Raw genomic sequence first — 25,378 nt, forward strand, 5'->3', positions numbered from 1 at the left:
CAAATCATTTCAGGTATACTATTTAAGAAGTTTTTTTACTAGGGACAATAAGATGGACTATACACTCAATCTTGACTGGCAGACCTTTCTCGACAGTCATTGGCAGAAGCGCCCACTGCTTATCAAAAAAGGGTTCGCACGTTTTATTGATCCTATCTCACCAGACGAACTTGCTGGTTTGGCGATGGAAGATGAGGTTGATAGCCGTTTGGTCAGCCATAAAGAGGGGATTTGGCAAGTAGGTCACGGCCCATTTAAAAGCTATGATCACCTCGGCGAAGAAAATTGGTCTATTTTAGTACAAGCTGTGGATCATTGGCATCACCCAAGTGCAGCATTAATGAAGCCATTTCGTGTCTTGTCAGATTGGCGTATGGATGACTTGATGATTTCTTATTCCGTACCAGGTGGCGGCGTTGGCCCTCATCTTGACCAATACGACGTATTTATCATTCAAGGGGAAGGCCGTCGCCGTTGGCGTGTTGGGGAAAAAATCCCAATGAAACAGCATTGCCCTCACCCTGACCTTCTGCAAGTACAACCTTTTGATGCCATCATTGATGAAGAGATGGAGCCCGGTGATATCCTATATATTCCACCAGGATTTCCACACGAAGGCTATGCTATCGAACCCTCGTTAAACTATTCTGTTGGTTTCCGTGCACCTAATACACGTGAACTTATGAGCAGCTTTGCTGACCATTTAATTTCAAATGATTTAGGCAGCTATCGTTACAGCGATCCTGATTTATCGTTCCGTGATAATCCCGCTGAAATTTTACAAGGTGAGCAAATCAAACTGCGTGAAATGATGGAGTCACTGATTAACGACCCTGATTTATTCCGCAAATGGTTAGGTGAGTTTATTTCTCAATCACGCCATGAATTAGATATTGCACCACCAGAGCCACCTTATGAGCACGATGAAATATATGATTTGCTGAAAACACAGGAAGAGACCCTATATAAACTCAACGGTCTTAGAGCATTACGTGTTGGCGACCAGTTTTTCGTAAATGGTGAATGCTTAGAAACCACCTGCTATGAAGCCGCAGACAGCTTATGCCGTTATGACTCCGTAAATAGCCAAACTCTGGGTGACGCTATTGATGATGTCAATTTCATTGCGCTGATGACTGCTTTAGTGAATAACGGTTACTGGTACTTTGACGATTAAATCGCAAGTTTAACGTTATTTATTGCTTAAAAGCTCATCAATTGATGGGCTTTTTTAATCTTAAGGCATAAAAAATGCCCAGAACATAGTGAACTGGGCGTTTTATATATTTAATTTAACTATTATTACTGTTTTGCATGAATAGCAGTCAATTCTGCAATACGCATAATAACATCTACTGCCTGTTCCATGCCTTCTTGGGTAATAAACTCATGTTTACTATGAAAATTATACCCACCAGTGAAAATATTTGGGCACGGCAAACCGCGATGTGACAACTGAGCGCCATCAGTTCCGCCACGAATGGGTTGAATAATAGGCTCAATACCACAATCAATCATGGCTTGTTTAGCCAATTCAACAACATGAGGATACTTCATCACTTCTCTATGCATGTTGTAGTAAGTATCGTCTAATGTCAGCTCGATATAGCAACTTGGGTGCAGGTTTTCTCCTACCTTTTCAGCAATGCGAATAATATTTTTCTTTCTTGCTTCAAAACTGGCGAGATCAAAATCACGAATAATATAGTTTATTTCTGCTTTCTCAACCGTCCCTTTAATAGATGTTAAGTGATAAAAGCCTTCATACCCTTCTGTATTCTCAGGGACTTCGTCAGCAGGTAACATAGAGTGTATACGGTTGGCTAAATTAAGCGCATTCACCATGACTCCTTTTGCATTGCCGGGATGGGTATTATTGCCAACAATTTTTATCCCTACGTTTGCCGCATTGAAATTTTCATACTCTAATTCCCCGACTCCACCACCATCAACGGTGTAAGCCCATAGCGCATCAAACTGTTTAAAATCAATATGACGAGCCCCGCGGCCAATTTCTTCATCAGGGGTAAACGCTATACACACTTTGCCATGAGGGACATTATTGCCTTTTAAACGCACTAGAGCCGTGATTATTTCAGCGACCCCCGCCTTATCATCCGCACCTAATAACGTTTTACCATCAGTCATGATCAGTGTTTTGCCAATCATTTCATGCAATACAGGGAACATGACTGGCGATAACACTTCATCACCAATACCCAGTGCAATATCACCGCCACGGTAGTTTTCCAAAACTTGAGGGCTAACATTTTTACCCGAAAAATCAGGCGCTGTGTCTAAATGAGAAATAAAACCAATAGCAGGCACATCCCAATCAACATTTGATGGCAAAGAGGCCATCAAGCAACCTTGGTCGGTTAACGTTACTTGGTCAAAGCCTAATTCATTCAGTTCTTTAGCAAGTGCGCGGGCAAACTTTAGCTGGCCAGTGCTACTAGGTACTGTTTTTGCATTCGGTTTTGATTGTGTATCAAAAGTAGTATATTCAAAAAACCGCTCCAAGAGTTTGTCCATACCCATCCCCCTAAAATATCAATAGCTATATTATGGGAAAGATCACAGATTCAATTATTGTTTCAAATCAGCTTTGCGGTTATTGCTGACGCTTTTTTATGATAATTCGTAAATTATATTTAATTCACACATTTTATTTTTTACAACGGTTGGCATTTTATTCACAAAAGTACCCATAAATAATAAGGATAATACCCTATGAGTATTATTTAGTCGAAAATGACTTATTTGTTTCTTACCTAAAGTGTCAAATTAAGTTAACTATTAATCAACAACTGCATTATTAACCAATTATTTTTTTAAATAACTGTGCTATACAAGGTAAATAATTATTTGCTTACCATTTAGCAAATAAACAACATCAATTTATTTCTGAGCAACTAAGGATATTATGTCAAATACTTGTTTAATTTATGGTGTTAGCAAAGGGCTAGGTAAGGCACTCGTTGAGGGCGTACCTCGTCCTAATGATGTTATTTATGGAGTTTCTCGCTCCAAACCACCATTTGAGCAGGCCAACTTTCATTGGATCCCAGCGGATTTAAGTGATAACCAGTCTGCTAACATAATTAAAGATACTATTAAGCAGCAGCCCATTAATACCTTAATTTATAATGTTGGTATCTGGGAAAAACTGGCATTTAGTGATGAATATCAGTTTGAAACAAGCGATGACATTGAAATACTGAATATGGTTCAAACTAATATTAGTGCTTGCTTGCTCAATCTGAAAGCACTAATACCCAACTTACGTTTAGCCCAAAATAGCAAAATTATTTTAATTGGCTCAACATGGGGGTTGGATAACCATAAAGGTAAAGAAGTCACCTTTTCAGCCACTAAATATGCGCTAAGAGGCATTGTTCAGTCATTAAGGGAAACGTTAAGGGAAGATAAAATTGCTATATCAATACTCAATCTAGGTTATTTGGCAACGGAATACCCGCTCTCTTTACCTGTGGATGATGTGATTGAACAAAGCGAAGGGCAGCTAATTCCACTGCAAGATGTAGTTAATGCAGTACGTTTTATACTCAGCACCAGCAATGCAACTTGTGTGAAGGAAATCACCATGCCTGCCATGATGGATGAAAATGTTTAGCTCAGTGTTATAGCAAAGTTGATTGAAAAGGGAAACTCTCGTTTCCCTTAGTACTTATTGCGCGGTGTCTTTAATCTGTAATTCCATTATCAACTGATTGATGTATTCCACCACTACCTGACTTGCCAACCCATAATGTTTTTCATCAAACTCACTTTCAACTTGGCTTGGCTCTAGGTTCAGCTCAACCGTATGCGCACCATGTAATTTTGCCTCATGGACAAAACCTGCTGCTGGGTAGACATGCCCAGATGTACCGATAGAAATAAAAATTGTAGCACTTTCAAGGGATTGATAAATATAATCCATACCAATTGGCATTTCACCAAACCACACAATATGTGGCCGCAACGGCTGAGGAAATTGGCAGCAATGGCAGCGGTCTTCCGTAGCTAAATCCCCTTTCCATTCCAAAACCTGGTTTGACCAATTACAACGCACTTTTAATAACTCACCGTGCATATGAATTATGCGCTTGCTTCCGGCTCTTTCATGCAAGTTATCAATATTTTGTGTGATCAGTAAAAAACGGTCCCCCAGCAACTCTTCCAGTTGTGCTAGCGCAAAATGTGCTGCATTGGGTTTGATGTTTTCTTGCTGAAGCTGCCTGCGCCTTTCATTATAAAAACGCTGTACAAGTTGAGGATTTCGCTCAAAGCCTTCAGGCGTCGCAACATCCTCAACACGGTGCTCCTCCCACAACCCATCCGCAGAGCGAAATGTTTGAATGCCTGACTCAGCCGAAATACCTGCGCCAGTTAACACGACAATGTTCACTTTTTTCATATCATTTAGTCTGTTATCTATATAAAAAGACCGGTTGCGAAGTCGCTGGCGGCGTACACTTTTATTTTTACGAGCTTTTTTTAATCTATGACGATATCGCAACATCGAAAACTTCCCTTCATCCATGCAACCAATGTATAACAACTTAGACCGTTAAATAAGTTATCCATTGCTGTTAATACACGACTTTTCTATATTATTTAAATATTAATATACTAGAGCGCATCACACAGATGAATGCAAATAAAAATATCGAGGGTATCGATTTTGTCACCTTTTTATCATAAATATTTCATCATTTCTTCATGGATAAGCCACAAAAACCACACAACTGTAAAACAATAAAAAAACCTTTCTTGATAGCACCGCATACAGTTAAAATACTCACCGCTGATTTACTGCAATAATTATTCACCATTTAAAGGGGTTTCATGGAAAAGTTTTTCGAAAGAGCAATGTACGCTTCTCGTTGGGTTTTAGCGCCTATCTATTTTGGGCTTTCACTGACGCTATTAGCTTTAACGATTAAGTTCTTCCAAGAACTCTACCACATCCTACCTAATATTTTGTCCATTCCTGAGGCAGACTTAATCCTCACGCTGCTTTCATTAATTGATATGGCGTTAGTTGGTGGCTTATTAGTAATGGTGATGTTTTCAGGCTATGAAAACTTTGTTTCTCAAATGGATATTCCTGATAGCAGCGAGAAATTGGGCTGGTTAGGCAAGATGGATGCCTCTTCCCTAAAAAACAAAGTGGCCGCTTCAATTGTGGCGATTTCATCTATTCATTTGCTGAAAATTTTTATGGATTTAAAAAGTGTCGAAAATGACAAACTCATGTGGTACGTCATTATTCATTTGACCTTTGTACTCTCTGCCTTTGTCATGGGCTACTTAGATAAAATGACAAAAAAATAATTCACACTTTTGTTATTGTGCCTATTATTCATGTGAATAGTAGGTACTCTCTCATTTTTATCACGCCTTTAACGCGATGCCATTCTTCCCGTTGTGCTACGATTACCCCTAAATAATTTGACCTTATAATAGGGACATTGATATGAGCAAGCATTTTGTCGGCAAATATGAAGCAGAAATTAAGTTTCGTTTAGCCGATCACGCTGTATTCCTACAAAAAATCAAAGCTGACCACGCAGAACCTTTCACCGAAAACAATTCAGAAACAGATTATTTCTATGAAAATACTCACCATCCCCTTGCAAGTAATAACATCAGTATGTGTGTCCGTGAGATGGTACCATCGGGGATCAAATTGTGGATAGTCAAAGGCCCTTCATCTTCAGAATGCAAAGCTATTAATATCGATGACTGCCAACACGTACAAAATATGTTAGTCACTTTGGGTTATCATTGTCATTTAACGACGACAAAAGTTCGCAGCATTTATTTCCTCGGGGATATCCACATCACAGTAGACCACCTTGATGGAATCGGTTGGTTTGCTGAGTTTGCCATCATGACAGATGATGAAAGCTTACTTGAGCATTACTATCAAAAATTAATGTCTGTCGCAAAAGGGTATGGTTTTACGAAAGATATGGTTGAGAAGCGCAGCTATAAGCAAATGTTTTTAGAAAGGAACTAAGGCAAAATACCAACGTACCTTTCACCTGAGTGAAAGCGATACGCTGGCATTGATACTCAAACTACTGGCCGCTTAAAATTCGGGCGGGATCTAACTTACTAGCTCGACGAGCTGGGTACCAGCTCGCCAGTAAGCTCAAAATAATGGTGGTGATTAATACATAAACCACATCCATAATGTGTAATTCAGATGGCAAGAAGTCGATAAAATACACATCCCCTGAAAGAATAGGATGGCCTAAGATAACCTCTAACCCTTTAATAAGCGTGGTTAAATTAACGGATACCAATACGCCAAGCACCACACCAATCAATGAGCCAACGAAACCACCAAGTAGCCCATACCATAAGAAAATGGCACGAATTTGCCCGTCCTTCGCCCCCAATGTCCGTAATACAGCAATATCGCTGCTTTTATCTTTAACTGCCATCACTAGCGTTGATACAATATTAAAACACGCAACGCCGATAACTAAAATCATCGCTAAGTACATGATGCTACGTACCATTTGAATATCATTGTACATATAGCCGTAATCACCAATCCAGCTTTTTACAATAACATGATGCATGGTTTTTAGACCTGCATCGTAGACGACCTTATCCGCTTCAAAAGGGTCTTTCGCTTTGATTTCAAAGCCGCTAATCCCATCACCGTAATCCAGATATTGCTGTGCATCGGCTAATGGCACTAATGCTAATTGATGGTCAAGTAAACCACTAAGTTTAAAAATACCCTCAACTTGTACACGAATACGTTTTGGTTGTTGAATTTTCAGGCTTTCGTCGGTATTGGGGATCATAATCGTCACCCAATCCCCTTGTTTTACATTCAATGCATTGGCAACACCTTGACCTAAAATAATCGATTGATTACCTGCGGCAAAATGCGTCCAAGCGTCATTCAACACAAATTGCGGCAATGCACTGACCTGTGACTGTGTTTCTGGGGAAACACCCATCACTTGAATCGCCTTTAAATTTGCACCGCGCTCAAGCAGCCCTGTGAAATTCACATACGGACTAACACCCTCAACTCCCGGTGTATTGCGTATAACCTGCTCAGCAAAATCCCAATTTTTATAAGGCGGTTTAACTGCATAAATTTGCCCATGAGGTACCACGGATAGCACGCGATTGTTTAATTCGCGCTCAAAGCCATTCATCGCGCTCAAACCAATAATTAACACCGCAACACCAAGCACAATCCCTAATGTTGAGACAATCGACACCAAAGACACCATCCCTGTGCGCCGACGCCCACGACTAAAGCGTATCGCAGCAAGAAGTGTAAGAGGCAATTTAGACATCACCGAGCCTCCAACGTGATTTCCTGCTGTAAATGACCATCACGCATTTCCAACTGGCGAGATAGCCGACGAGCTAATGTCATATCATGAGTGACGACTAAAAATGCCGTACGCTGCGTACGATTTAATTCACCCAATAGCTCAAAAATTGCATCTGCATTGCGTAAATCGAGGTTCCCTGTCGGTTCATCCGCCAGCACAAGCGCGGGCTCATTGACCAGCGCCCTTGCTATCGCAACACGTTGGCGCTCCCCGCCTGATAACTCAGAAGGACGGTGATCCGCACGGTGCCCTAGCCCTACAGCTTCCAACATTTCTTTCGCCTTAGTAAACGCCGTTTCTTTTACTGTGGCACCAATTAATAGTGGCATCGCGACATTTTCAAGCGCGGTAAAATCAGGTAAAAGGTGGTGAAACTGATAAATAAAGCCTAAATCTTTATTACGGATAGCAGCACGTTCATCAGAAGACAATTGATTAATATGTTGTCCACGGAAAATTACATTGCCTTCTGAAGGCGTATCTAACCCACCCAATAAATGCAATAGCGTACTTTTCCCTGAACCTGAGCTGCCCACAATTGCCATCATTTCCCCTTGCCCTATGGAGAAACTGACATTTTTCAACACTTGCGTCGACAATGAACCTTCTTGATAGGTTTTGCTTAAATGTTCGCAGACAAGAAGTGGTTGTTTATTCATAACGTAAAGCCTCAGCAGGTTGAACTGCGGCTGCGCGCCAAGAAGGATAAAGCGTCGCAAGCAGTGAAATAAGCATCGCAGAAACTGCAATAATTAAAATACCAGAATAATCAAGTACAATGGGCAACGAAACCCCTTTGGGCAACAACCCAATTAACGGCATGATCACATTAAGCTGGCTCGATAAAAGCGTGCCTAAAACTGTACCAATCAGTGTACCAATAATCCCTGCCCCTGCACCTTGGATCATAAATATGGCTAAAATACGCCAGCGTTTTAAGCCTAGCGTTTTTAAAATCGCCACCTCACCTTGTTTTTCCATCACCAGCAAAGAAAGTGAAGTAATAATATTAAAGGCAGCAACTGCAATAATTAGACTTAATAGTAAGCCCATCATATTTTTTTCCATGCGAACGGCTTGGAAAAACTCCCCTTTGCGCTCACGCCAGTCGGTCCACACAAGCCCATCAGGCAACGCCTGCTTACTGAGCATATCCACTTGTAATGGCTCATTTAAATATAATCGCCACCCAGTGATATTCCCTGCAGGATAACGCAACATTCTTGCGCCATCTTGTGCAGAAACAATTAGCTCACTCGTATCGGCTTCACCGTTTGTTTGGAAAATACCGGCAACTGTAAATAAACGCTGGCTTGGAATACGCCCCATTGGCGTCAGCTGGCTAACACCAGGAATAATTAAGCGCACATCATCGCCACGTTTCACGCCCAATGTATCCGCTAATTTATTTCCCAGAAAAACATTATAACTCCCTTCTTTGAGGTCATTACGATCACCACTGATGAGTTTATCCAATAGCAATGAGTCTGCATCAGGCTCTATACCTGCCATCACCCCCACGCCTACATTAGTACGGCTTTGTAATACCACATCCGACTGAACAATAGGCGCAATTCGGTTCACGCCTTGCAAATGCTGCAAGTCTGCAATTGGGTGTTTTGTAGGATCGATGTTTCCAGCTGGCGACGTTAAAATAGCCTGCGGCATATAGGCAAGTATGCTATCTTGTAGCGATCGCTCGAAACCGTTCATCACGGATGTCACCGTAATTAAAGCCGTGACACCAAGAGTGATACCAATAGCCGATAAACTGGAAACAAAGCGCCCAAATTTATCCGCTGCGCGCCCACGCAAATAGCGCAGACCTATAAATAATGAGACAGATTGGTGCATGAAATCTTTAATGCCCCTGTTGCCAAAGCGAAGTGTTCAGCGATAATAAAGGCTACGATTGATGAATGGAACCACTCTACGGTTTTTTTTCTGCTTTCGCTTCTTTTTTGTCTGAAATTCAGACAAATTACAGGCAAAAATGAGTTGTTTTGCTGTTAATTTTATAGTTTAACTATCGGTTAATTTATTTAAGTGTTAATCATCTAAAGACTGTCTATTATTGTTCTGACGCTCGTTTAACTGCTAACTAATTGCTGTGAGATACCAAAGATTTCTATGTCCTCAAATTTTCGTTATGAACTCCCTAGTCGTAGTGGCGATGTTCGCCATTTAGGTTGCCTTATTGGGGCGGCTGGTGCACTTGAATGTGGAGAAATGATAGAACGTCATCAAGGGCCTGTTGTCATTGTGACGCGTGATATGCAAAATGCATTACGTTTACGTGATGAAATTCAACAATTTACACATCACCCTATTGAGACGCTTTCTGATTGGGAAACATTACCCTACGATAATTTTTCTCCGCATCAAGAAATCATTTCTCATCGTTTATCAACACTTTACCGTTTACCCTCTTTGCAAAAAGGCGCGTTGATTCTCCCTGTTAATACCTTGATGCAAAAAGTGTGTCCGCCTGATTTTTTAACGGGCCATGCTCTCGTTATGGCGAAAGGTGACAAGCTCTCGCGCGATAATTTACGCGAAGAGTTAGATAAAGCGGGTTACCGCCATGTGGAACAAGTATTAGAACACGGTGAATATGCCATCAGGGGCGCTTTGCTTGATTTGTTCCCAATGGGAAGCTCACTGCCCTTTCGCATTGATTTTTTTGATGATGAAATCGACAGCTTGCGCACATTCGATGTCGATACCCAAAGAACGTTAGAAGAGGTCGCCAGCATTAATTTACTGCCGGCACACGAGTTTCCAACGGATAAAGACGCAATTGAACGTTTTCGTAGTCAGTGGCGTGAACGCTTTGAAGTGCGACGTGATCCTGAACATATTTATCAACAAGTCAGCAAAAACACATTACCTACCGGTATTGAGTATTGGCAGCCATTATTTTTTGCCCAGCCATTACCGTCATTATTCGACTATTTACCGCCTTCAAGCCTGATTGTTTCTCAAAATCTACAAGAAGCCGCGGAGCGTTTCCAAATTGACACTCAACAGCGTTATGAAAGCCGTGGTGTTGACCCCATGCGCCCCCTGCTTCCTCCTGCGGATTTATGGCTTACCGTTGAACAACTCAACCAAAATTTAAAACAATGGCCACGCATTCAACTTTCGCCTGAAATACTGCCTAAAAAAGCAGCAAATACTAATTTGGATTATTTGCCACTCCCTGATATCAGCACGCAAGGACAAAGTAAAACACCATTAGAAAAGCTTCGCCAATTTAGTGAGCAATTTGATGGCACACTCATTTTTTCTGTAGAAAGTGAAGGTCGTCGTGAAACGGTAACCGAGTTATTAGCACGGTTAAAAATACGCCCTGAAATTATTAAAAGCTATACAAGTCCTGTTACCTCACGCTTTGCGATTACCATTGGCGCAGCTGAACGCGGTTTTATCCAATCAGATGCTAATAAGGCATTAATTTGTGAAAGTGATTTATTAGGCGAGCGTGTAGTTCGCCGTCGTACAGATAACCGCCGCACAATTAATACCGACACCTTAATTCGCAACCTCGCAGAACTGCGCCCTGGGCAGCCTGTTGTGCATATTGAACACGGTGTGGGTCGCTACCAAGGTTTGATTACACTTGAAGCGGGTGGAATTAAAGCAGAGTATTTAATTCTTACCTATGCGGGAGAAGACAAACTATACGTTCCTGTATCTTCACTGCATTTAATTAGCCGTTATGCAGGTGGTGCCGATGAAAATGCACCGCTACATAAGCTGGGCAGTGATAGTTGGGGTCGAGCACGCCAAAAAGCTGCCGAAAAAGTGCGTGATGTTGCTGCAGAACTGCTTGATATTTATGCACAACGTGCAGCCAAAGCCGGTTTTGCTTTCAAGCATGATAAACAGCAATACCAAGAATTCTGCCAAGGCTTTCCTTTTGAAACAACCCCAGATCAAGAAATGGCGATTAATGCAGTATTAAGCGACATGTGCCAGCCATTAGCGATGGATAGACTTGTTTGTGGTGATGTCGGTTTCGGTAAAACCGAAGTGGCGATGCGAGCGGCATTCCTTGCTATCAATAATAATAAGCAAGTCGCTGTATTAGTTCCGACCACCCTGCTTGCTCAGCAACACTATGATAATTTCAGAGATAGGTTTGCAAACTGGCCCGTGCGTATCGAAATGCTGTCTCGCTTTAAAACGGCGAAAGAGCAACAACAAATTATCGCTGACGCGGCAGACGGCAAAGTCGATATCTTAATTGGTACACACAAATTATTGCAAAGCGATATTGTGTGGAAAGATTTAGGCCTGTTAGTTGTCGATGAAGAGCACCGCTTTGGCGTTCGCCATAAAGAACGAATTAAAGCAATGCGAGCTGATGTGGATATTTTAACGCTTACTGCTACACCAATACCTCGTACACTGAATATGGCAATGAGCGGAATGCGGGATTTATCAATCATTGCAACACCACCCGCACGCCGCTTAGCCGTAAAAACCTTTGTACGTCAGTATGATGAGTTAGTGGTTCGTGAAGCGATATTGCGTGAAACCTTACGGGGTGGGCAAGTTTATTACTTGTATAATGATGTGGAAAATATCGAAAAAGCCAAAGCGCGGCTCGAAACGTTAGTCCCTGAAGCGCGGTTTGTTGTCGGCCATGGCCAAATGCGTGAACGTGAACTAGAGCGAGTCATGACCGACTTCCACCATCAACGGTTCAACGTTTTAATTTGCACCACTATTATTGAAACGGGCATTGATATTCCGACAGCTAACACGATTATTATCGAACGCGCAGATCACTTTGGTTTAGCGCAATTGCACCAATTACGTGGCCGTGTCGGTCGTTCTCATCACCAAGCCTATGCCTATTTGCTGACGCCACATCCTAAGGCAATGACCACCGATGCCCAAAAACGCCTTGAAGCTATTTCATCTTTAGAGGACTTAGGCGCTGGCTTCGCGCTCGCAACTCATGACCTCGAAATTCGTGGTGCGGGTGAGTTATTAGGCGAAGACCAAAGTGGTCAAATGACTACCATCGGCTTCACGCTGTATATGGAATTGCTTGAAAGTGCCGTTGATGCATTAAAAGAAGGCCGAGAGCCGTCATTAGAAGACTTAACGAATCAACAAACCGAAGTTGAATTACGAATGCCAGTCTTATTGCCTGATGATTACATTCATGATGTGAATATGCGCCTTTCATTTTATAAACGAATTGCCAGTGCGAAAGACAGTCAAGAATTGGACGAGCTACGTACAGAGCTGATCGATCGCTTTGGTAGCCTACCCGATGCAGGTAAATTCTTATTAACGTCGGCAGCCATCCGCCTACAAGCTCAATATTTAGGCGTGAAACGTATTGAAGCACATGAAAAAGGGGGTTTTATCGAGTTTGGCGAGAAAAACAAAGTTGATCCAAGCTTCTTGATCAACTTGTTACAACACCAACCAAAAACCTATCGTTTAGATGGCCCTACCCGTTTGAAGTTCTTCCATGACTTAACTGACAGGGTGACACGACTTGAGTTTATTAAGCAGCTATTGGCTGATTTTGAAGAACACTTACTCGCTTAATAGATTTTAGGCTAAAACGAATAAAGGCTATCTACGGATAGCCTTTATTTTAAGTAATTATAGAATCGAATTTACTCAAAAAAGCCTAATGTGTTTTTATTGTGCTGTAATTTCAATACATCAGAAGTGCCTGAAAGCGGTAATTCATTTTGATGTAAACAGTAAAATGGCAAAAGTTCTTTAACATCGCTACGTACCGTTTCACAAATGGAATTCGATGACGGTAAATCTAAACGCCCATTCTCATTTAAGGGAATAAAAATCGAGGGAGCATAAGATGTTCTAACCTTGCCAATAGTTTTGCCTATCTGATAAACCACATCGTAACCAACAACCACTAACTCCATTCTTTGTGTTTGTACACATGTTTTGTTTTGATTATCAAATAGAGACGGAAAACCCTTACCTTGGAGGGCTTCAATCATAAAAATCATTTTGCACTCATTTTGAGCAGGGTAAAAACGTAATAAGGATTGCTGATTAAATGAGCCAAGCACCCCCGTTAGCGTGCAGTTTTCATATTCAACCAAACGATTCGCCTTTATTGGTTCAACCGATAAGACAGTGGCAAGTTTGGCCTCAGGTTCTTGAATAAACAGATAGACAACTGACGAAACAAGGCAAATCGCTACTAGCGCTAATAACAACTTAAATTTTAGCTTCATCAATTTGCCCTTATAAAATGCCCGTACATCTATTGTAACTATTAAGTGAGAGAATTCGATCTTTGCGCAAATAATTCACATATTTTTAGAATTATCTTAACCTAATGCAAATAAGCCATAATGATTTTATAATTTTATTATTTATGTGCGATGCATTACTTACTAGATAAATTAACTGTACTATGTTAAATGGTCGTATATTAATAATTTCATCGTTATATAACGTAAAAATAATGGTAACTATATTAATAAATTATTTTTGTTAATATTCATTTCTCCAAATAACTATTAACATTAATTATATTGTTTATTTAAACATCACCGATGATGTTTTCTGTAATACTAAACTACCTGCTCTCACTGAAGATTGATCTAAATAGCTTTAAGTGTAAATACACCCTAACCTTATGAAAATAAAACTAAGTGAATCTTTATATTACCTTTGAGACGCCTCATTAAAACCGCAAAAGTGAATGCACCTGATTACATTCGCAATCAAGTGCATCTATTATCACTTATATTTCTTTTTCTACCAGTAGAAATTAGTGTAATTTGAGTTTTGGCCGAATAATTCGGTTAATGCTGCCAACCAGCATCATCAGCCCAGTCTTAATATACCCATGCAGTGCAATTTGATGCATACGATATAATGAAATATACACAAAGCGAGCAATACGACCTTCCACCATCATATCACCACGCATTAGATTGCCCATTAAGCTACCAACAGTACTAAAGCGCGAAAGTGACACTAAAGAGCCATGATCTTTATAGATATAGTCTTTAAGCGGTTTATCTTTCATCATGGCAAGGATATTGTCGTAACACAAACTAGCCATTTGGTGCGCAGACTGAGCCCGTGGTGGGACAAAGCCCCCTTCGGGTTTGGCACAAGATGCGCAATCGCCGATGGCAAAAATTAGGTCATCCAATGTCGTTTGTAGTGTAGGTTTAACAACTAATTGATTGATTCTATTCGTTTCTAACCCTGCAATATCTTTCATAAAATCAGGCGCTTTAATCCCAGCAGCCCATACCATGAGGTCTGCATGTATTTTGCCATCTTCTTTGGTATTTAGCCCATCTACATCAGCACTCGTCACCATGGTTTTTGTCAATACATTGACACCAAGCTTATTTAGCTCTTGATGTGCAGCCCCTGAAATTCGCGCGGGTAAGGCAGGTAAAATACGTTCACCTGCCTCAACCAACGTCACATTTAAGGCATCTGTATCTAACCCTTTAAACCCATAACTGGTGAGTTGTTCCACGGCATTGTACAGTTCAGCCGATAATTCAACCCCTGTAGCACCACCACCAACAATGGCAATATTCACTTTTTCCTCTGCGTTATCACGCACAGAATAACGTAGGAACAAATTTAGCATTTCATCATGAAAACGATGGGCTTGATGTGGGTTATCTAAGAAAATGCAGTGTTCTTTAACCCCTGGCGTACCAAAATCATTCGATGTACTTCCCAGCGCCATCACTAAAATATCGTATTCAAGTTCACGTAAAGGAACCAGTAACTCACCGTGTTTGTCGTGTAATTCACCTAGTACGATTTTTTTATTTTCACGATCTATATTTGTTAATGAGCCTAATTGGAAATTAAATGCATTATGTCTTGCATGGGCTAAATAACTAATCGCATCAACACCATCATCCAATGAGCCAGTGGCCACTTCGTGCAGCAATGGCTTCCAAAGGTGGCTTGGGTTACGGTCAACCAGCGTAATATGCGCCCGTTTTTTTCTACCTAATTTTCGGCCCAAACGTGTTGCTAGCTCTAAGCCACCCGCGCCACCACCAACAACGATGATTTTTGGTTGAGATAAGGTCATAAATTCCTCGAACAAATATATTAAAATTATTTAAGATTTCTAGCGAAAAAAATCTTAGATAACAATAATTAACACTCTCATTATCCTGAAAGAAATCTCAGAATATCACGCTTGGTCTATTGGTAATACCAAATATTGATTTACATCAATTTAATTGATTATTAAGGCATCGGCAACCCTCTTCAAATCATTTTTTGTCAGGCGTGAATCGAGTCAGCTTGAAACTGTTTAATATCAATCAGATGATTAAAACCATATATTAATTAATGATAATGAGAATCATTATTGTATCATTTTTATTTTAAGACAGACAATTGATTATCTTTGTATGGTGGGATAGTGGAATGAATAAAAACAACAAAAAACCCGAAACGCTAAGCGCCTCGGGTTTCAATTATTCAAAAATCAATTTTCGTTATTTGATTTTTTTGATACGCACATCAGTTGGGACTGCAATTGGTGAGTTATCTTTAAAATATTGCATTAGTGCTTCGTTATCTGGCACGCTGTAAACACGCTCTTTACCTTCATTGAAGGCAGAGAAACGGCTACCACCCGTTGCTAAGAACTCATTTGCAGCAACACGGTAGGTTTTTTTCATGTCTAATGGTTTACCATTTAACTTGATTGAGTTTTGGATAACTTTATCACCCACAGCGCGACTGTCATCCCACTCATAGTAGAAACCTTTAGAAACAGGCATCACTTGTGGGCGTGCGCGATCCCATTGTTGCTCAAGTGCTTGTTTAATTTGCGCACCAGTCAGGGACTGTGTTACCACAACGTTAGAGAATGGTTGAACGGTAAAGATATCACCGTAAGTCTGTTGACCCGCTTTCATGTCAGCACGAATACCACCACTGTTCATGAAGGCGATTTGTGCCCCCCCCGCATCTTTTGCGGAAGCAACGTACAATTGGCCATCTGCAATGATTTTACCTAGCGTTGAATCTCCACCAGACAATAGTTTTTTGTCTGAATCCGCACTCAGAGAACCCATCACTTCTTGCGAAATTGGTAACGCAATTTTTTCGTATTTTTGTACGAAAGTGGTTAACTCAGGATTTTTCTCATAACGTTTTGTTTCAACTGGAATATTTTTTGCTTTAATGCTAACAATATCTTTTGTTTTTCTATCAATTTCAATGTTTAGCTGAGACAACAACGTACCGTTAGACTGTGCAGAAATAACAGTTTTACCATTAATTTCACAGTTATACGCCTGATGAGTGTGCCCACTAACAACAAAGTCAACAGCACCATCTAATTGATTAACGATATCAACGATTGGTCCTTTGATATTATCACAACGGTTAATATCTTTGACTTTAGTATCAACTTGCTGAGTTGCACCTTCATGGATCAAAACACCGATGCTGTTGATGCCTTTCGCTTTTAACAATTTAACTTGATTGTTAATAGTTTCGACTTCATTTTTGAATTCCAAACCTGCGGTACCACTTGGTGTCACGATAGCGGGAGTACCTTCTAACGTTAGTCCAATAAACGCCATAGGAATACCATCAAACTCTTTAATAAAGTAAGACGGGAACAGAGTTTCACCTGTTTCTTTCACAATGACGTTTGCCGCTAAATAGTTAAAGTCAGCACCAGCAAAAGAGTCTTTACCTACACAACCTGCGGTTGGATGACAGCCACCATTTTGCTTTCTCAGCAGCTCTTCCTTGCCTTTATCAAACTCATGGTTACCTACAGCACTGGTTTCCATACCAATCGCACTTAATGCTTCGATGGTTGGCTCATCATAGAACATAGAAGACAATAATGGGCTTGCACCAACTAAGTCACCCGCACCAACAACAATTGTTTTGTCGTTTTGCGCACGTAATTGGTTAACTAGCGTTGCGATAGATTCTATTCCACCTAATTTGCCATCGCCTGGAGCTTGTAATGCACCGTGGAAGTCATTGATACCAATGACTTGTACTTTTACTGTGTCCGCCGTTTTGGTTGCACAACCTGCAAGTAGCGCTCCCGAAATCAAAACGGCCAGTAATCCAATTTTATGTTTCATTTTTCAACCCTTTTATGATAAACAGCACTCAACTACCGACTACATTTTGAAGCGATAAGTCGTGGTCATAGAACCAGACAACGAATGTGCGCGACGTGAGTGACCGTCATACAGTTTTGGTGTGGTATAATCGTTTTCTTGCTGGTGGTGCCAACCCAGACCGCCGCTTAACGAAACAGATAAATTTTCTGTTGGTTTCCAGTAGCTAAACAGTCCAAATTGACCTTGTTTTAATCTTTCGCCTTCATATTTGAATTCTGAATAGTTGGTACGCGCACCGACAGACAGTTCTTTGCTCACGCGGTATTCAGCAGCTAACGCGATCATCGCTTCACCATCACGCACATAGTCGATATCTGAATATGCTGGTGAATTAAAACGACCACGGGTGTTGCCAATTGGGTTACGAGCAAATTGACCAACGCCGTTCGCTTTTTTCGCTTGGGTATAAGTTAAGCCAGTACTGAGTGTCCATGGTGTTTCTGGTACGCGCCATTCAGCGGTTCCTGCGTAGTGCCATGCACGTTTGTCAAAGTTACGTTTGCCTTTTGCATCGTTAGTTTCAGTACGTTTACCGTCACTACCATATTCATGATTATAAATTTGTGTGCCGAGTGTTAAGTCAGAGGTCAGCTTATATTTTGCTTCAAGGCCTTGTTGACGGAATAAATCGTCAGCTTGACCGTAAAAATAATGCACTTTCAGTGGTTTTGTATTGTAGTTAATACCACCAGTGATCACATGGTTAACGTTGTGTCTTACACCATTACCGTCCGTAAAATACATTGCATCGATATTTGGGCTATCACGACGCATCACTTTTTTGTCGAGATATAATAAATCCAAGCTCCAATCATCAATGGCTGTATTGGTGTAATAACCACTGTAGCTGTTTAAAGAAAGGCGTTGTGAGTTAGTGAAAATACCTGTGTTTTTCAGTGTAAACCAACCTGCTTTCGCATTAAACTTCACAGGTTCTAAATCTAATTTTACTTTGGCATAACGCTGACCAATTTTGTTATAACCTTTCGCATGGCCATCATCGTTATATAAAATTGCACGAGAGGCGAAGTCTTTACTTGCGCCTAATTTAATACCGCCGTAATAGGATGCATCAAACCCAATCACATCAGCAAAATAACCTGAGGTAAAATCAGCTTGGAAGTTTTGACCCCAAGCATTAGCAACTTGCTTTCTATAACGACCTTCGTCTTTATCGAAACGGTTCTCAGTTTTCAGGTATTTCCACATATTACGAGTAGACAGCTCTAGCTCTGAATCCGCAATAAATGAGTTTTCTTTGATTGAATTTTCCCAGTTGCTCGCATTTGCCATGGTAACTGCTAAGTAGCAAGGAGAAAGCATTAATAGCGCAAGATTTTTAACTTTCATTGGAATTAACCTAGTTAATGATTATTTGAATTAATTTTATGTTGTGCCATGTTCCCATGGACAACAAATCACCATTTTTTATTTTTAGCTTAATAAAACAATTTAACTTAACGATAAACAAATACGTCCATTTCAAACACTAAAGTCATTTTTTAAATAAAAAAATTCATACAGCAACCTAGCTGCATACGTGTTTACTTTTTGAGTTAATAAGGTGTTATCCTTACTGTTAAAACTTAATTAATTTTAATTATCCCGAGGCATCCTCACTCATTTATCGTGTTTTATTTCGGTTAAGTAACAATAAGATTGCCAATATTTAAACAACATAGAAAGTATAATTAGTGCTCAAAAAACTTTTTGGCTATTTCTATTTTTTTGGGCATAGTTATCCCACGAGAAATAAACTTCTCTGTATTTACCCGCTCTATTTTGCTTAATATCTTGTTGTTTGCGAATGGCTTTCTTTTTCAATGCACTGTACTTATCTGCGCATTGTCATAAAACTATCATAATAGGAATGCTAACGTAATTTTACGTCAATTAAAACGATCACTGTCACAACACGTTACATAAGTTGCATTCAATATCTATATGAATGTGATATTCGTCACATATAAAAACCATTTACCTTTTATATGCGTTCAACAGGATATAAAAAGAAAATCACATTTGCCTTAAGACGATTAGAAAAAACCTTTAAAATCTGAGCTTAACTACAACATTATGTACTCATCTACTCATTTATAGATCTTGATGACCCCATTCGTTTTATCAATACCCCATTGATTTTTGGAATATGAGTGAATCTATCTCTTTAGCTTTGCTTAAGAGTTTGGATAATATGTTTAGTTTTTATGCAAATCGTTTGCGTCAACAAATATGCTAAAATAACAGAGAGTTAATGTTCAGTTATTTAGTTCACTAATTAATTTAATTATAAGCTCAATTTATGAACTAAAATAAAACACACTATATAAATAATTGAAAATCACTTTTAATTATTTCAACCTTAAATTAAATTACTGGGTTTATATCCTAAATTTTTGTGTTGATTAAAATAGTACATTTATAGTTCTATTTTCTTTTGGGGATAGCTTTTTATCTGCATTGCCTATCTGAATAATTAATTTTCATTAAAAAATAAGTTTTTTTTATTTTTGTTTTTTCTATTTTAAAAATAAATTAAACCATATTAAATTTATTTAATAGCGTTACGGGTAACGTTGTTAAAAATACCGCCAACAAATGCCCTTATTTAAAATGTTCTACATTTAAACGCTTTTAATATGCCAAAAAAGCCAGTGAGATATCGCTTCTCACTGGCTTAATCTGTACGCAGACTCAATTACTGTTTAGATTCTTGCCATCTATTATGTAATTCAACTAATTTTTGATTGCTTTCCTGCCAACGTGCCACACTTTGTAACTCTTTGAGGCTGTATTGTCGGCCACTGTGATATAGCTTCGATGCTTGGCTATCATGTTGTTTTGGCAGATTATCTAACACGCTCACTGCACCTTCACGATTATTACAGACCAAAATCATGTCACAACCAGCATTCAGGGATGCCTTTGCTCTTTCAGGGTAGCTGCCCATAATCGCAGCGCCTTCCATCGATAAATCATCAGAAAAAATAACACCATTAAAGCCAAGTTGCTCACGTAAAACCGATTTTAACCAGAAAGGCGAACCGCTTGCTGGCCTGTCATCAGCCTGTGTATAAATAACATGGGCGGGCATGATGGCATCCAATAATTCCCGTTGAATAAAATCTTTGAAAATCGACATGTCTTTGCCACGGATCACATCAAGGGCACGACCATCACGAGGCGTTTCTTTATGGGAGTCAGCTTTCACTGCGCCATGACCAGGAAAATGCTTTCCTGTCGTTTTCATTCCAGCACTATGCATACCTTTAATGAAACGCTCAGCCATCACCATCGCTATCTCAGGGTTTTCATGGAATGAACGCTCACCAATCGCAATGCTTTGATGGCCTAGATCAAGCACAGGCGCAAAACTAATGTCGATATCCATCGCTATCATTTCTGCGGCCATTAACCAGCCTGCTTCCTCAGCCAGTTTTGCACCATCATGTTCATTATTCAGTGCGGCAAATGCTTGTGCTGATGGCAGTGCGGTAAAACCATCGCGAAAACGTTGTACACGCCCACCTTCTTGGTCGACTGCTATCAAGAGTCGGTTTCGTGATGCATCGCGAATTTGACGAACCAGTTCACGCAGTTGTGCTGCATCATGAAAGTTACGGGTAAATAAAATTAAGCCGCCCACCAGTGGATGAGCTAATATTTCACGTTCTTCATTGTCCAGTTCGTACCCCTGAACATCTAACATTATCGGGCCCATAACCTGCCTCACTTATTTCATTCATTAACTGTATAGAGATTGTGCTAAGCATTTAGCCTAGCAAACTGAAATATTGTCGTAATGGTTGAGAGTGTAGTAAAAAGTCAGTCTGTCGACTTTCATTCCACTGCACTTCATACCACATTAATGTCATGTATTTTACCCAAGGTGACCATAAATTACAGTGATGCATTAACTGAAACCTATCATGGTAAGCACCTTGAATATCACAATATTGCGTCAAAAATTGCTGGCGCTGACGCACTGTAAGGTTATTGAATTGAAAATAGGTTTCCAGAGAAAACGCAATATCGGTATTTGCGGTATATTCCCAATCCAATAACATCAATTTGTCATCTTCTTGAATAATGATATTTTTAGGATGAATATCCATATGGGCAGCTGCCAATTTCAACGTCTTTGGCATCTTTTTTTGTAAAAAGTCTCGATGAAGCCGCTTCCAGCGTGGAGAAAGCCGTTGTTGATCGACGCGTTCCCCATAATGGGCTATTTCGGCTCTCAATGGTAATGTGTAAGTCAATAACGATGAACAATGCAAAGTAGCAACGATGCTGGCAAGTTTCTGCTGAAATTCTTGCGAGTAAAACAGATCCTCGCTGGGATGTTGCCCTTCACTCCACGCTAAAACTAACCACTCAGCGTTATGTGCAACCACCGCCTGTGCAAAGGGTAAATGCTGGATTTGCCGTAAGATACGGGCTTCTTTACGCCGAGAGACATACAACGCATTTTGCCGATACGTATCCGCTCGAGCCACCAGTTTTAGTGGGTAATTGGGTTGACGGCTTTGCACTAAAAAGCTGCCGCCGGATAACCCGACTAAGGGGGAAATTTCCCAGCACTTGTTTGAAATTGCTGGGAAATGTGCCGAGAGTAAAGCAAGCAATGACTGCATGTTACTCAATATTGTTTTTTCCAGACCAAATAATTTCGCCTGTTTGCACTTCCATTAATTGCATCTCAAGGCGCCTTTCTTTATTTGACCCTGACATCACGCTGTAAATGACATAATTTGCCTGTACATAACGACCTAGGCCAATCGCTTTACTGCGAGTCACAAGGCTATCTTCTTGGGATAACCCCAGAGTTTTGCGTGCAGAGCTAACCACATCTTGCGGAACGACACTAAAACGGTGCGTGTTTTCCACCGCAGACATCATATTTGATGTAATCAACTGCACAGGAAGAGAACCATTGGTATTGTTTTTAACTGAATCGACTAACAAAACTTTACCTGATTCCACACCATCTGCCGACGCCATTTGTGCGACTAAAGGCACTATTGCAGCGGACCAATCCGTTGTTTGCTGCTTAGGCGGAGTTGGCACCTTATCCGGTGGCGGCGGTGGTATCACCTCTGGCGGTTGCGGTTCAACAGGCACTATCGGCGGCGGCTCAACCGGTTGTTGTGGCGGGTATGACGGGCAACCCGCTAAAATTAACGTTGCCGCAGCAACCATTAAGATCCGTTTCATTATTATTCTCCGGTCTTAGGGGATAAAAAAACATGAATACGCAGATTATCTGCGTGAGGTGAAGAGGTTATCGCACGAATTTGCGCTGTGGAATTGGGTAATAGTGACTGTTCCGCGGCGGCCGATGTATCCACTTTCAACCCTTGCTTATCATACCAATATACGCGGTAAGCAATATTTACCGCGTTTGATTGCACATTGCTCATATTGATAGTAGCAATGTGTTGATGATTTTCCATACTCACAATTGGGTTTTCAACAATAATACCTTGTGCCAATACAGACGGTTCCATGATCACACGCTGTTGTTCATTAAAAACCAACCCTTGTGGCTTTTTATAGAGGCAACCACTCAAAAGTACGACGAGCGTAGCTAGCAATACCGCGCGGTTCATTGCTGTTCCCAATATTTTCATTATTTTGCCAATAATGGGCCTAGTGGGCGACCACCCACTAAGTGCATATGAATGTGGAAAACTTCTTGGCCTGAGTGCTCATTGCAATTCATAATTAAACGGTATCCGCTTTGTGCAATACCTTCTTCTTTTGCAATTTTTGCCGCAACCGTAAATAAACGACCAAGCGCCAGTTCATCGTCCGCAGTCACATCATTCACGGTTGGGATCAGTTTATTAGGAATGATTAAAATGTGGGATGGCGCTTGGGGTGAAATATCACGAAAAGCCGTGACAAGCTCATCTTGGTAAACCACATCCGCAGGGATTTCACGACGGATGATCTTACTGAAAATAGTTTCTTCTGCCATGTTAACTTCCTTAAAAATTCAAGAATGATTTAATTATCGTGTGCTGATTATGCGTTATTCACGCCGACATTTAAATGAAACAAACGATTGAAATTCTGTGTCGTGATCTCAGCCATCTCCTCAACACTCACGCCCTTGAGTACGGCCATGTATTCAGCTACATCACGCACATAAGCAGGCTGGTTTTCTTTCCCACGGTGCGGAACTGGCGCTAAGTAAGGGGAATCTGTTTCAACAAGAATTCTATCCAGCGGAACAATTCGTGCCGCCTCGCGAATTTGCTCTGCATTACGGAATGTCACAATGCCTGAAAATGAAATGTACATGCCTAAATCGAGCAGCTCGATAGCCGTCTCTTTATCTTCAGTAAAACAATGCAATACGCCGCCACAATCCATCACATTTTCTTCGCGTAAGATTGCCAGCGTATCTTCCCGTGCTGAGCGGGTATGCACGATAACAGGTTTATTCACCTCACGACCAATGCGGATATGTTGGCGAAATGACTCCTGCTGTAACGCAGCGTTTTCCTGCTGGTAATAATAATCTAAGCCAGTTTCCCCTAATGCGACGACTTCCTTCCCCGCAGCTAACTGCGCTAAACGCTCGAAATCGTGCCCTTCATCTAAGTTGAGGGGGTGCATACCACAAGAAAATGCAATATTGTCGCGCTCGCCAATCAGCGTTTTCATCTTTTCAAAACCTGACAGCGTAGTGGCTACCGCTAACATGAAACCGACATCACGGGCAAACGCTTTTGCTATCACATCATCGACATTCGTATGTAATTTTTCATAATCTAAGCAGTCGAGATGGCAATGTGAATCAACAACAAACATATTTAACTCTTTTTAAAATGAGGGGCTCGCCAGTAAGGCTTCCCATTGTAATAATTGATTAGCCAACAGTAACTCCTGATTTAACGCAGGAACAGTCAGTAATTGATGACGACAATGTAACCATTGCTCATACACATCATGAAGTTGTGTACGGTTCATCATGGATGCCAATTGCATCACTTGCGCGCTATAGTCTTGGTTAATGCAAAACTGCGCAGCACCTTGCTGTATCTTAATCGCATCGGCAAATAAGCTTAACAGCCAATTCAGAGACATCACCGCATCATCTATGTTTAGTGAGGGCAACAAACTTAGCATATCGCGGCTTTGTAATGATGACGCCATGTTATGGCATAATGCGGTACGCTTTTGCCATAAATTATCATCAAGTAACGCTAAGGCCGCGACAGGTGCACCTTGGCAAAGCTTTAAGGCAGTCACGGCGTTAGCCATAACTAAATCAGGCTTTTGTTTTTGCAGCCAATATAATGCAATTTGCGAGTCTGGCGCTGGTAAAAAGTGACTCAGGCAACGGCTGCGGATCGTAGCTAACAAGTTTTCTTGCTTTTCACTGCCTAATAAAAAATAGGTATCTTTAGCCGGTTCCTCAAGAGTTTTTAACAATGCGTTCGCCGCGGCATCAGTAAGTGCATCCGTACTAGGGATATACACTACCTTACTGCCGCCTTGTTGTGCATGGCTACTTAAGGTTTCAATCAATTTTCTGACCGTATCAACACTGACCGTCGATTTCCCTTTTTCTACCTCAACCACATGGTAATCAGGGTGTGTTCCCGCTAACATCAGACGGCAACTATGGCACTCCCCACAGCTTTTCATCCCATCACGATTTTGGCAAATTAACCAACGGCTAACCCCATAACATAATGCATCAGCACCATTGCCTGGAATAGAACTAAGCAACAAGGCATGGTGACCTCGGCCACTTTGGTAAGCCGCAATGATTTGCCGATAAGGCTCATTTAACCAAGGATACCAATTCATGCCATC

At 40.8% G+C, this 25,378-nt stretch carries 21 protein-coding genes; 5 read left to right on the forward strand and 16 right to left on the reverse strand.

What is annotated here, in order from left to right:
• Window positions 1-52: 52 nt before the first annotated feature.
• Window positions 53-1,177, forward strand: coding sequence for a ribosomal protein uL16 3-hydroxylase (locus ABWP91_RS13000; protein ID WP_353243591.1), 1,125 nt, complete (start codon window positions 53-55; stop codon window positions 1,175-1,177).
• A 125-nt stretch (window positions 1,178-1,302) separates the two neighbouring features.
• On the opposite strand, the gene pepT is transcribed toward ABWP91_RS13000, so the two are convergent.
• On the reverse strand, window positions 1,303-2,535 hold the full coding sequence (gene pepT / locus ABWP91_RS13005; RefSeq protein ID WP_353243592.1) for a peptidase T: 1,233 nt from the start codon (window positions 2,533-2,535) through the stop codon (window positions 1,303-1,305).
• A 391-nt stretch (window positions 2,536-2,926) separates the two neighbouring features.
• On the opposite strand from pepT, the gene ABWP91_RS13010 reads away from it, so the two are divergent.
• Complete coding sequence (locus ABWP91_RS13010; protein WP_353243593.1) at window positions 2,927-3,637, forward strand: SDR family oxidoreductase; 711 nt, start codon at window positions 2,927-2,929, stop codon at window positions 3,635-3,637.
• Between the two features lie 54 nt (window positions 3,638-3,691).
• Here the strand turns inward: ABWP91_RS13010 and cobB are convergent, their stop codons facing one another.
• A complete protein-coding gene (gene cobB / locus ABWP91_RS13015; RefSeq protein ID WP_353243621.1) occupies window positions 3,692-4,525 on the reverse strand; it encodes a Sir2 family NAD+-dependent deacetylase in 834 nt (277 codons plus the stop codon).
• 329 nt (window positions 4,526-4,854) lie between these two features.
• On the opposite strand from cobB, the gene ABWP91_RS13020 reads away from it, so the two are divergent.
• Window positions 4,855-5,343 (forward strand): TIGR00645 family protein, encoded by a 489-nt coding sequence (locus ABWP91_RS13020; protein ID WP_353243594.1) that lies wholly within the window; start codon window positions 4,855-4,857, stop codon window positions 5,341-5,343.
• Between the two features lie 142 nt (window positions 5,344-5,485).
• On the forward strand, window positions 5,486-6,031 hold the full coding sequence (locus ABWP91_RS13025) for a class IV adenylate cyclase (protein ID WP_353243595.1): 546 nt from the start codon (window positions 5,486-5,488) through the stop codon (window positions 6,029-6,031).
• 61 nt (window positions 6,032-6,092) lie between these two features.
• On the opposite strand, the gene lolE is transcribed toward ABWP91_RS13025, so the two are convergent.
• The 3 genes from lolE to lolC are packed head-to-tail and all read right to left on the reverse strand — an operon-like array spanning window position 6,093 to window position 9,236.
• Window positions 6,093-7,340, reverse strand: a complete 1,248-nt coding sequence (gene lolE / locus ABWP91_RS13030) for a lipoprotein-releasing ABC transporter permease subunit LolE (RefSeq protein ID WP_353243596.1) — start codon at window positions 7,338-7,340, stop codon at window positions 6,093-6,095.
• Window positions 7,340-8,041: a lipoprotein-releasing ABC transporter ATP-binding protein LolD gene (gene lolD, locus ABWP91_RS13035; protein ID WP_353243597.1), complete on the reverse strand. Its 702-nt coding sequence runs from the start codon at window positions 8,039-8,041 to the stop codon at window positions 7,340-7,342. Before lolD ends, lolE begins: the two co-directional genes overlap by 1 nt.
• Window positions 8,034-9,236 (reverse strand): lipoprotein-releasing ABC transporter permease subunit LolC, encoded by a 1,203-nt coding sequence (gene lolC / locus ABWP91_RS13040; protein WP_353243598.1) that lies wholly within the window; start codon window positions 9,234-9,236, stop codon window positions 8,034-8,036. Before lolC ends, lolD begins: the two co-directional genes overlap by 8 nt.
• A gap of 276 nt (window positions 9,237-9,512) precedes the next feature.
• On the opposite strand from lolC, the gene mfd reads away from it, so the two are divergent.
• Window positions 9,513-12,956 (forward strand): transcription-repair coupling factor, encoded by a 3,444-nt coding sequence (gene mfd, locus ABWP91_RS13045; RefSeq protein WP_353243599.1) that lies wholly within the window; start codon window positions 9,513-9,515, stop codon window positions 12,954-12,956.
• 71 nt (window positions 12,957-13,027) lie between these two features.
• On the opposite strand, the gene umoD is transcribed toward mfd, so the two are convergent.
• From umoD to holB, 11 genes are all read right to left on the reverse strand, one after another.
• A complete protein-coding gene (gene umoD, locus ABWP91_RS13050; protein WP_353243600.1) occupies window positions 13,028-13,621 on the reverse strand; it encodes a UmoD family flagellar biogenesis regulator in 594 nt (197 codons plus the stop codon).
• A 542-nt stretch (window positions 13,622-14,163) separates the two neighbouring features.
• Window positions 14,164-15,468, reverse strand: coding sequence for an NAD(P)/FAD-dependent oxidoreductase (locus ABWP91_RS13055; protein ID WP_353243601.1), 1,305 nt, complete (start codon window positions 15,466-15,468; stop codon window positions 14,164-14,166).
• 415 nt (window positions 15,469-15,883) lie between these two features.
• Window positions 15,884-17,503 (reverse strand): bifunctional metallophosphatase/5'-nucleotidase, encoded by a 1,620-nt coding sequence (locus tag ABWP91_RS13060; RefSeq protein WP_353243602.1) that lies wholly within the window; start codon window positions 17,501-17,503, stop codon window positions 15,884-15,886.
• 39 nt (window positions 17,504-17,542) lie between these two features.
• Window positions 17,543-18,895 carry an OprD family outer membrane porin gene (locus ABWP91_RS13065; RefSeq protein ID WP_219247386.1) on the reverse strand — a complete coding sequence of 451 codons (1,353 nt, stop codon included), beginning with the start codon at window positions 18,893-18,895 and terminating at the stop codon, window positions 17,543-17,545.
• A 1,348-nt stretch (window positions 18,896-20,243) separates the two neighbouring features.
• On the reverse strand, window positions 20,244-21,266 hold the full coding sequence (nagZ, locus tag ABWP91_RS13070) for a beta-N-acetylhexosaminidase (protein WP_353243603.1): 1,023 nt from the start codon (window positions 21,264-21,266) through the stop codon (window positions 20,244-20,246).
• Between the two features lie 52 nt (window positions 21,267-21,318).
• The gene (locus ABWP91_RS13075; RefSeq protein WP_353243622.1) at window positions 21,319-22,182 is read right to left on the reverse strand and encodes a phosphotransferase; all 864 of its coding nucleotides are present in this window, start codon (window positions 22,180-22,182) and stop codon (window positions 21,319-21,321) included.
• Window position 22,183: 1 nt separating this feature from the next.
• A complete protein-coding gene (lpoB, locus tag ABWP91_RS13080) occupies window positions 22,184-22,762 on the reverse strand; it encodes a penicillin-binding protein activator LpoB (RefSeq protein ID WP_353243604.1) in 579 nt (192 codons plus the stop codon).
• Between the two features lie 2 nt (window positions 22,763-22,764).
• Window positions 22,765-23,178 carry a YcfL family putative periplasmic lipoprotein gene (locus ABWP91_RS13085; protein ID WP_353243605.1) on the reverse strand — a complete coding sequence of 138 codons (414 nt, stop codon included), beginning with the start codon at window positions 23,176-23,178 and terminating at the stop codon, window positions 22,765-22,767.
• Window positions 23,178-23,528 carry a purine nucleoside phosphoramidase gene (gene hinT / locus ABWP91_RS13090; protein WP_353243606.1) on the reverse strand — a complete coding sequence of 117 codons (351 nt, stop codon included), beginning with the start codon at window positions 23,526-23,528 and terminating at the stop codon, window positions 23,178-23,180. Before hinT ends, ABWP91_RS13085 begins: the two co-directional genes overlap by 1 nt.
• 47 nt (window positions 23,529-23,575) lie before the next feature.
• Window positions 23,576-24,367: a metal-dependent hydrolase gene (locus ABWP91_RS13095; protein ID WP_353243607.1), complete on the reverse strand. Its 792-nt coding sequence runs from the start codon at window positions 24,365-24,367 to the stop codon at window positions 23,576-23,578.
• Window positions 24,368-24,379: 12 nt separating this feature from the next.
• Complete coding sequence (holB, locus tag ABWP91_RS13100) at window positions 24,380-25,372, reverse strand: DNA polymerase III subunit delta' (protein ID WP_353243608.1); 993 nt, start codon at window positions 25,370-25,372, stop codon at window positions 24,380-24,382.
• Window positions 25,373-25,378: the final 6 nt, after the last annotated feature.

This window comes from Providencia sp., from assembly GCF_040396775.1.
Taxonomy (GTDB): Bacteria; Pseudomonadota; Gammaproteobacteria; order Enterobacterales; family Enterobacteriaceae; genus Providencia.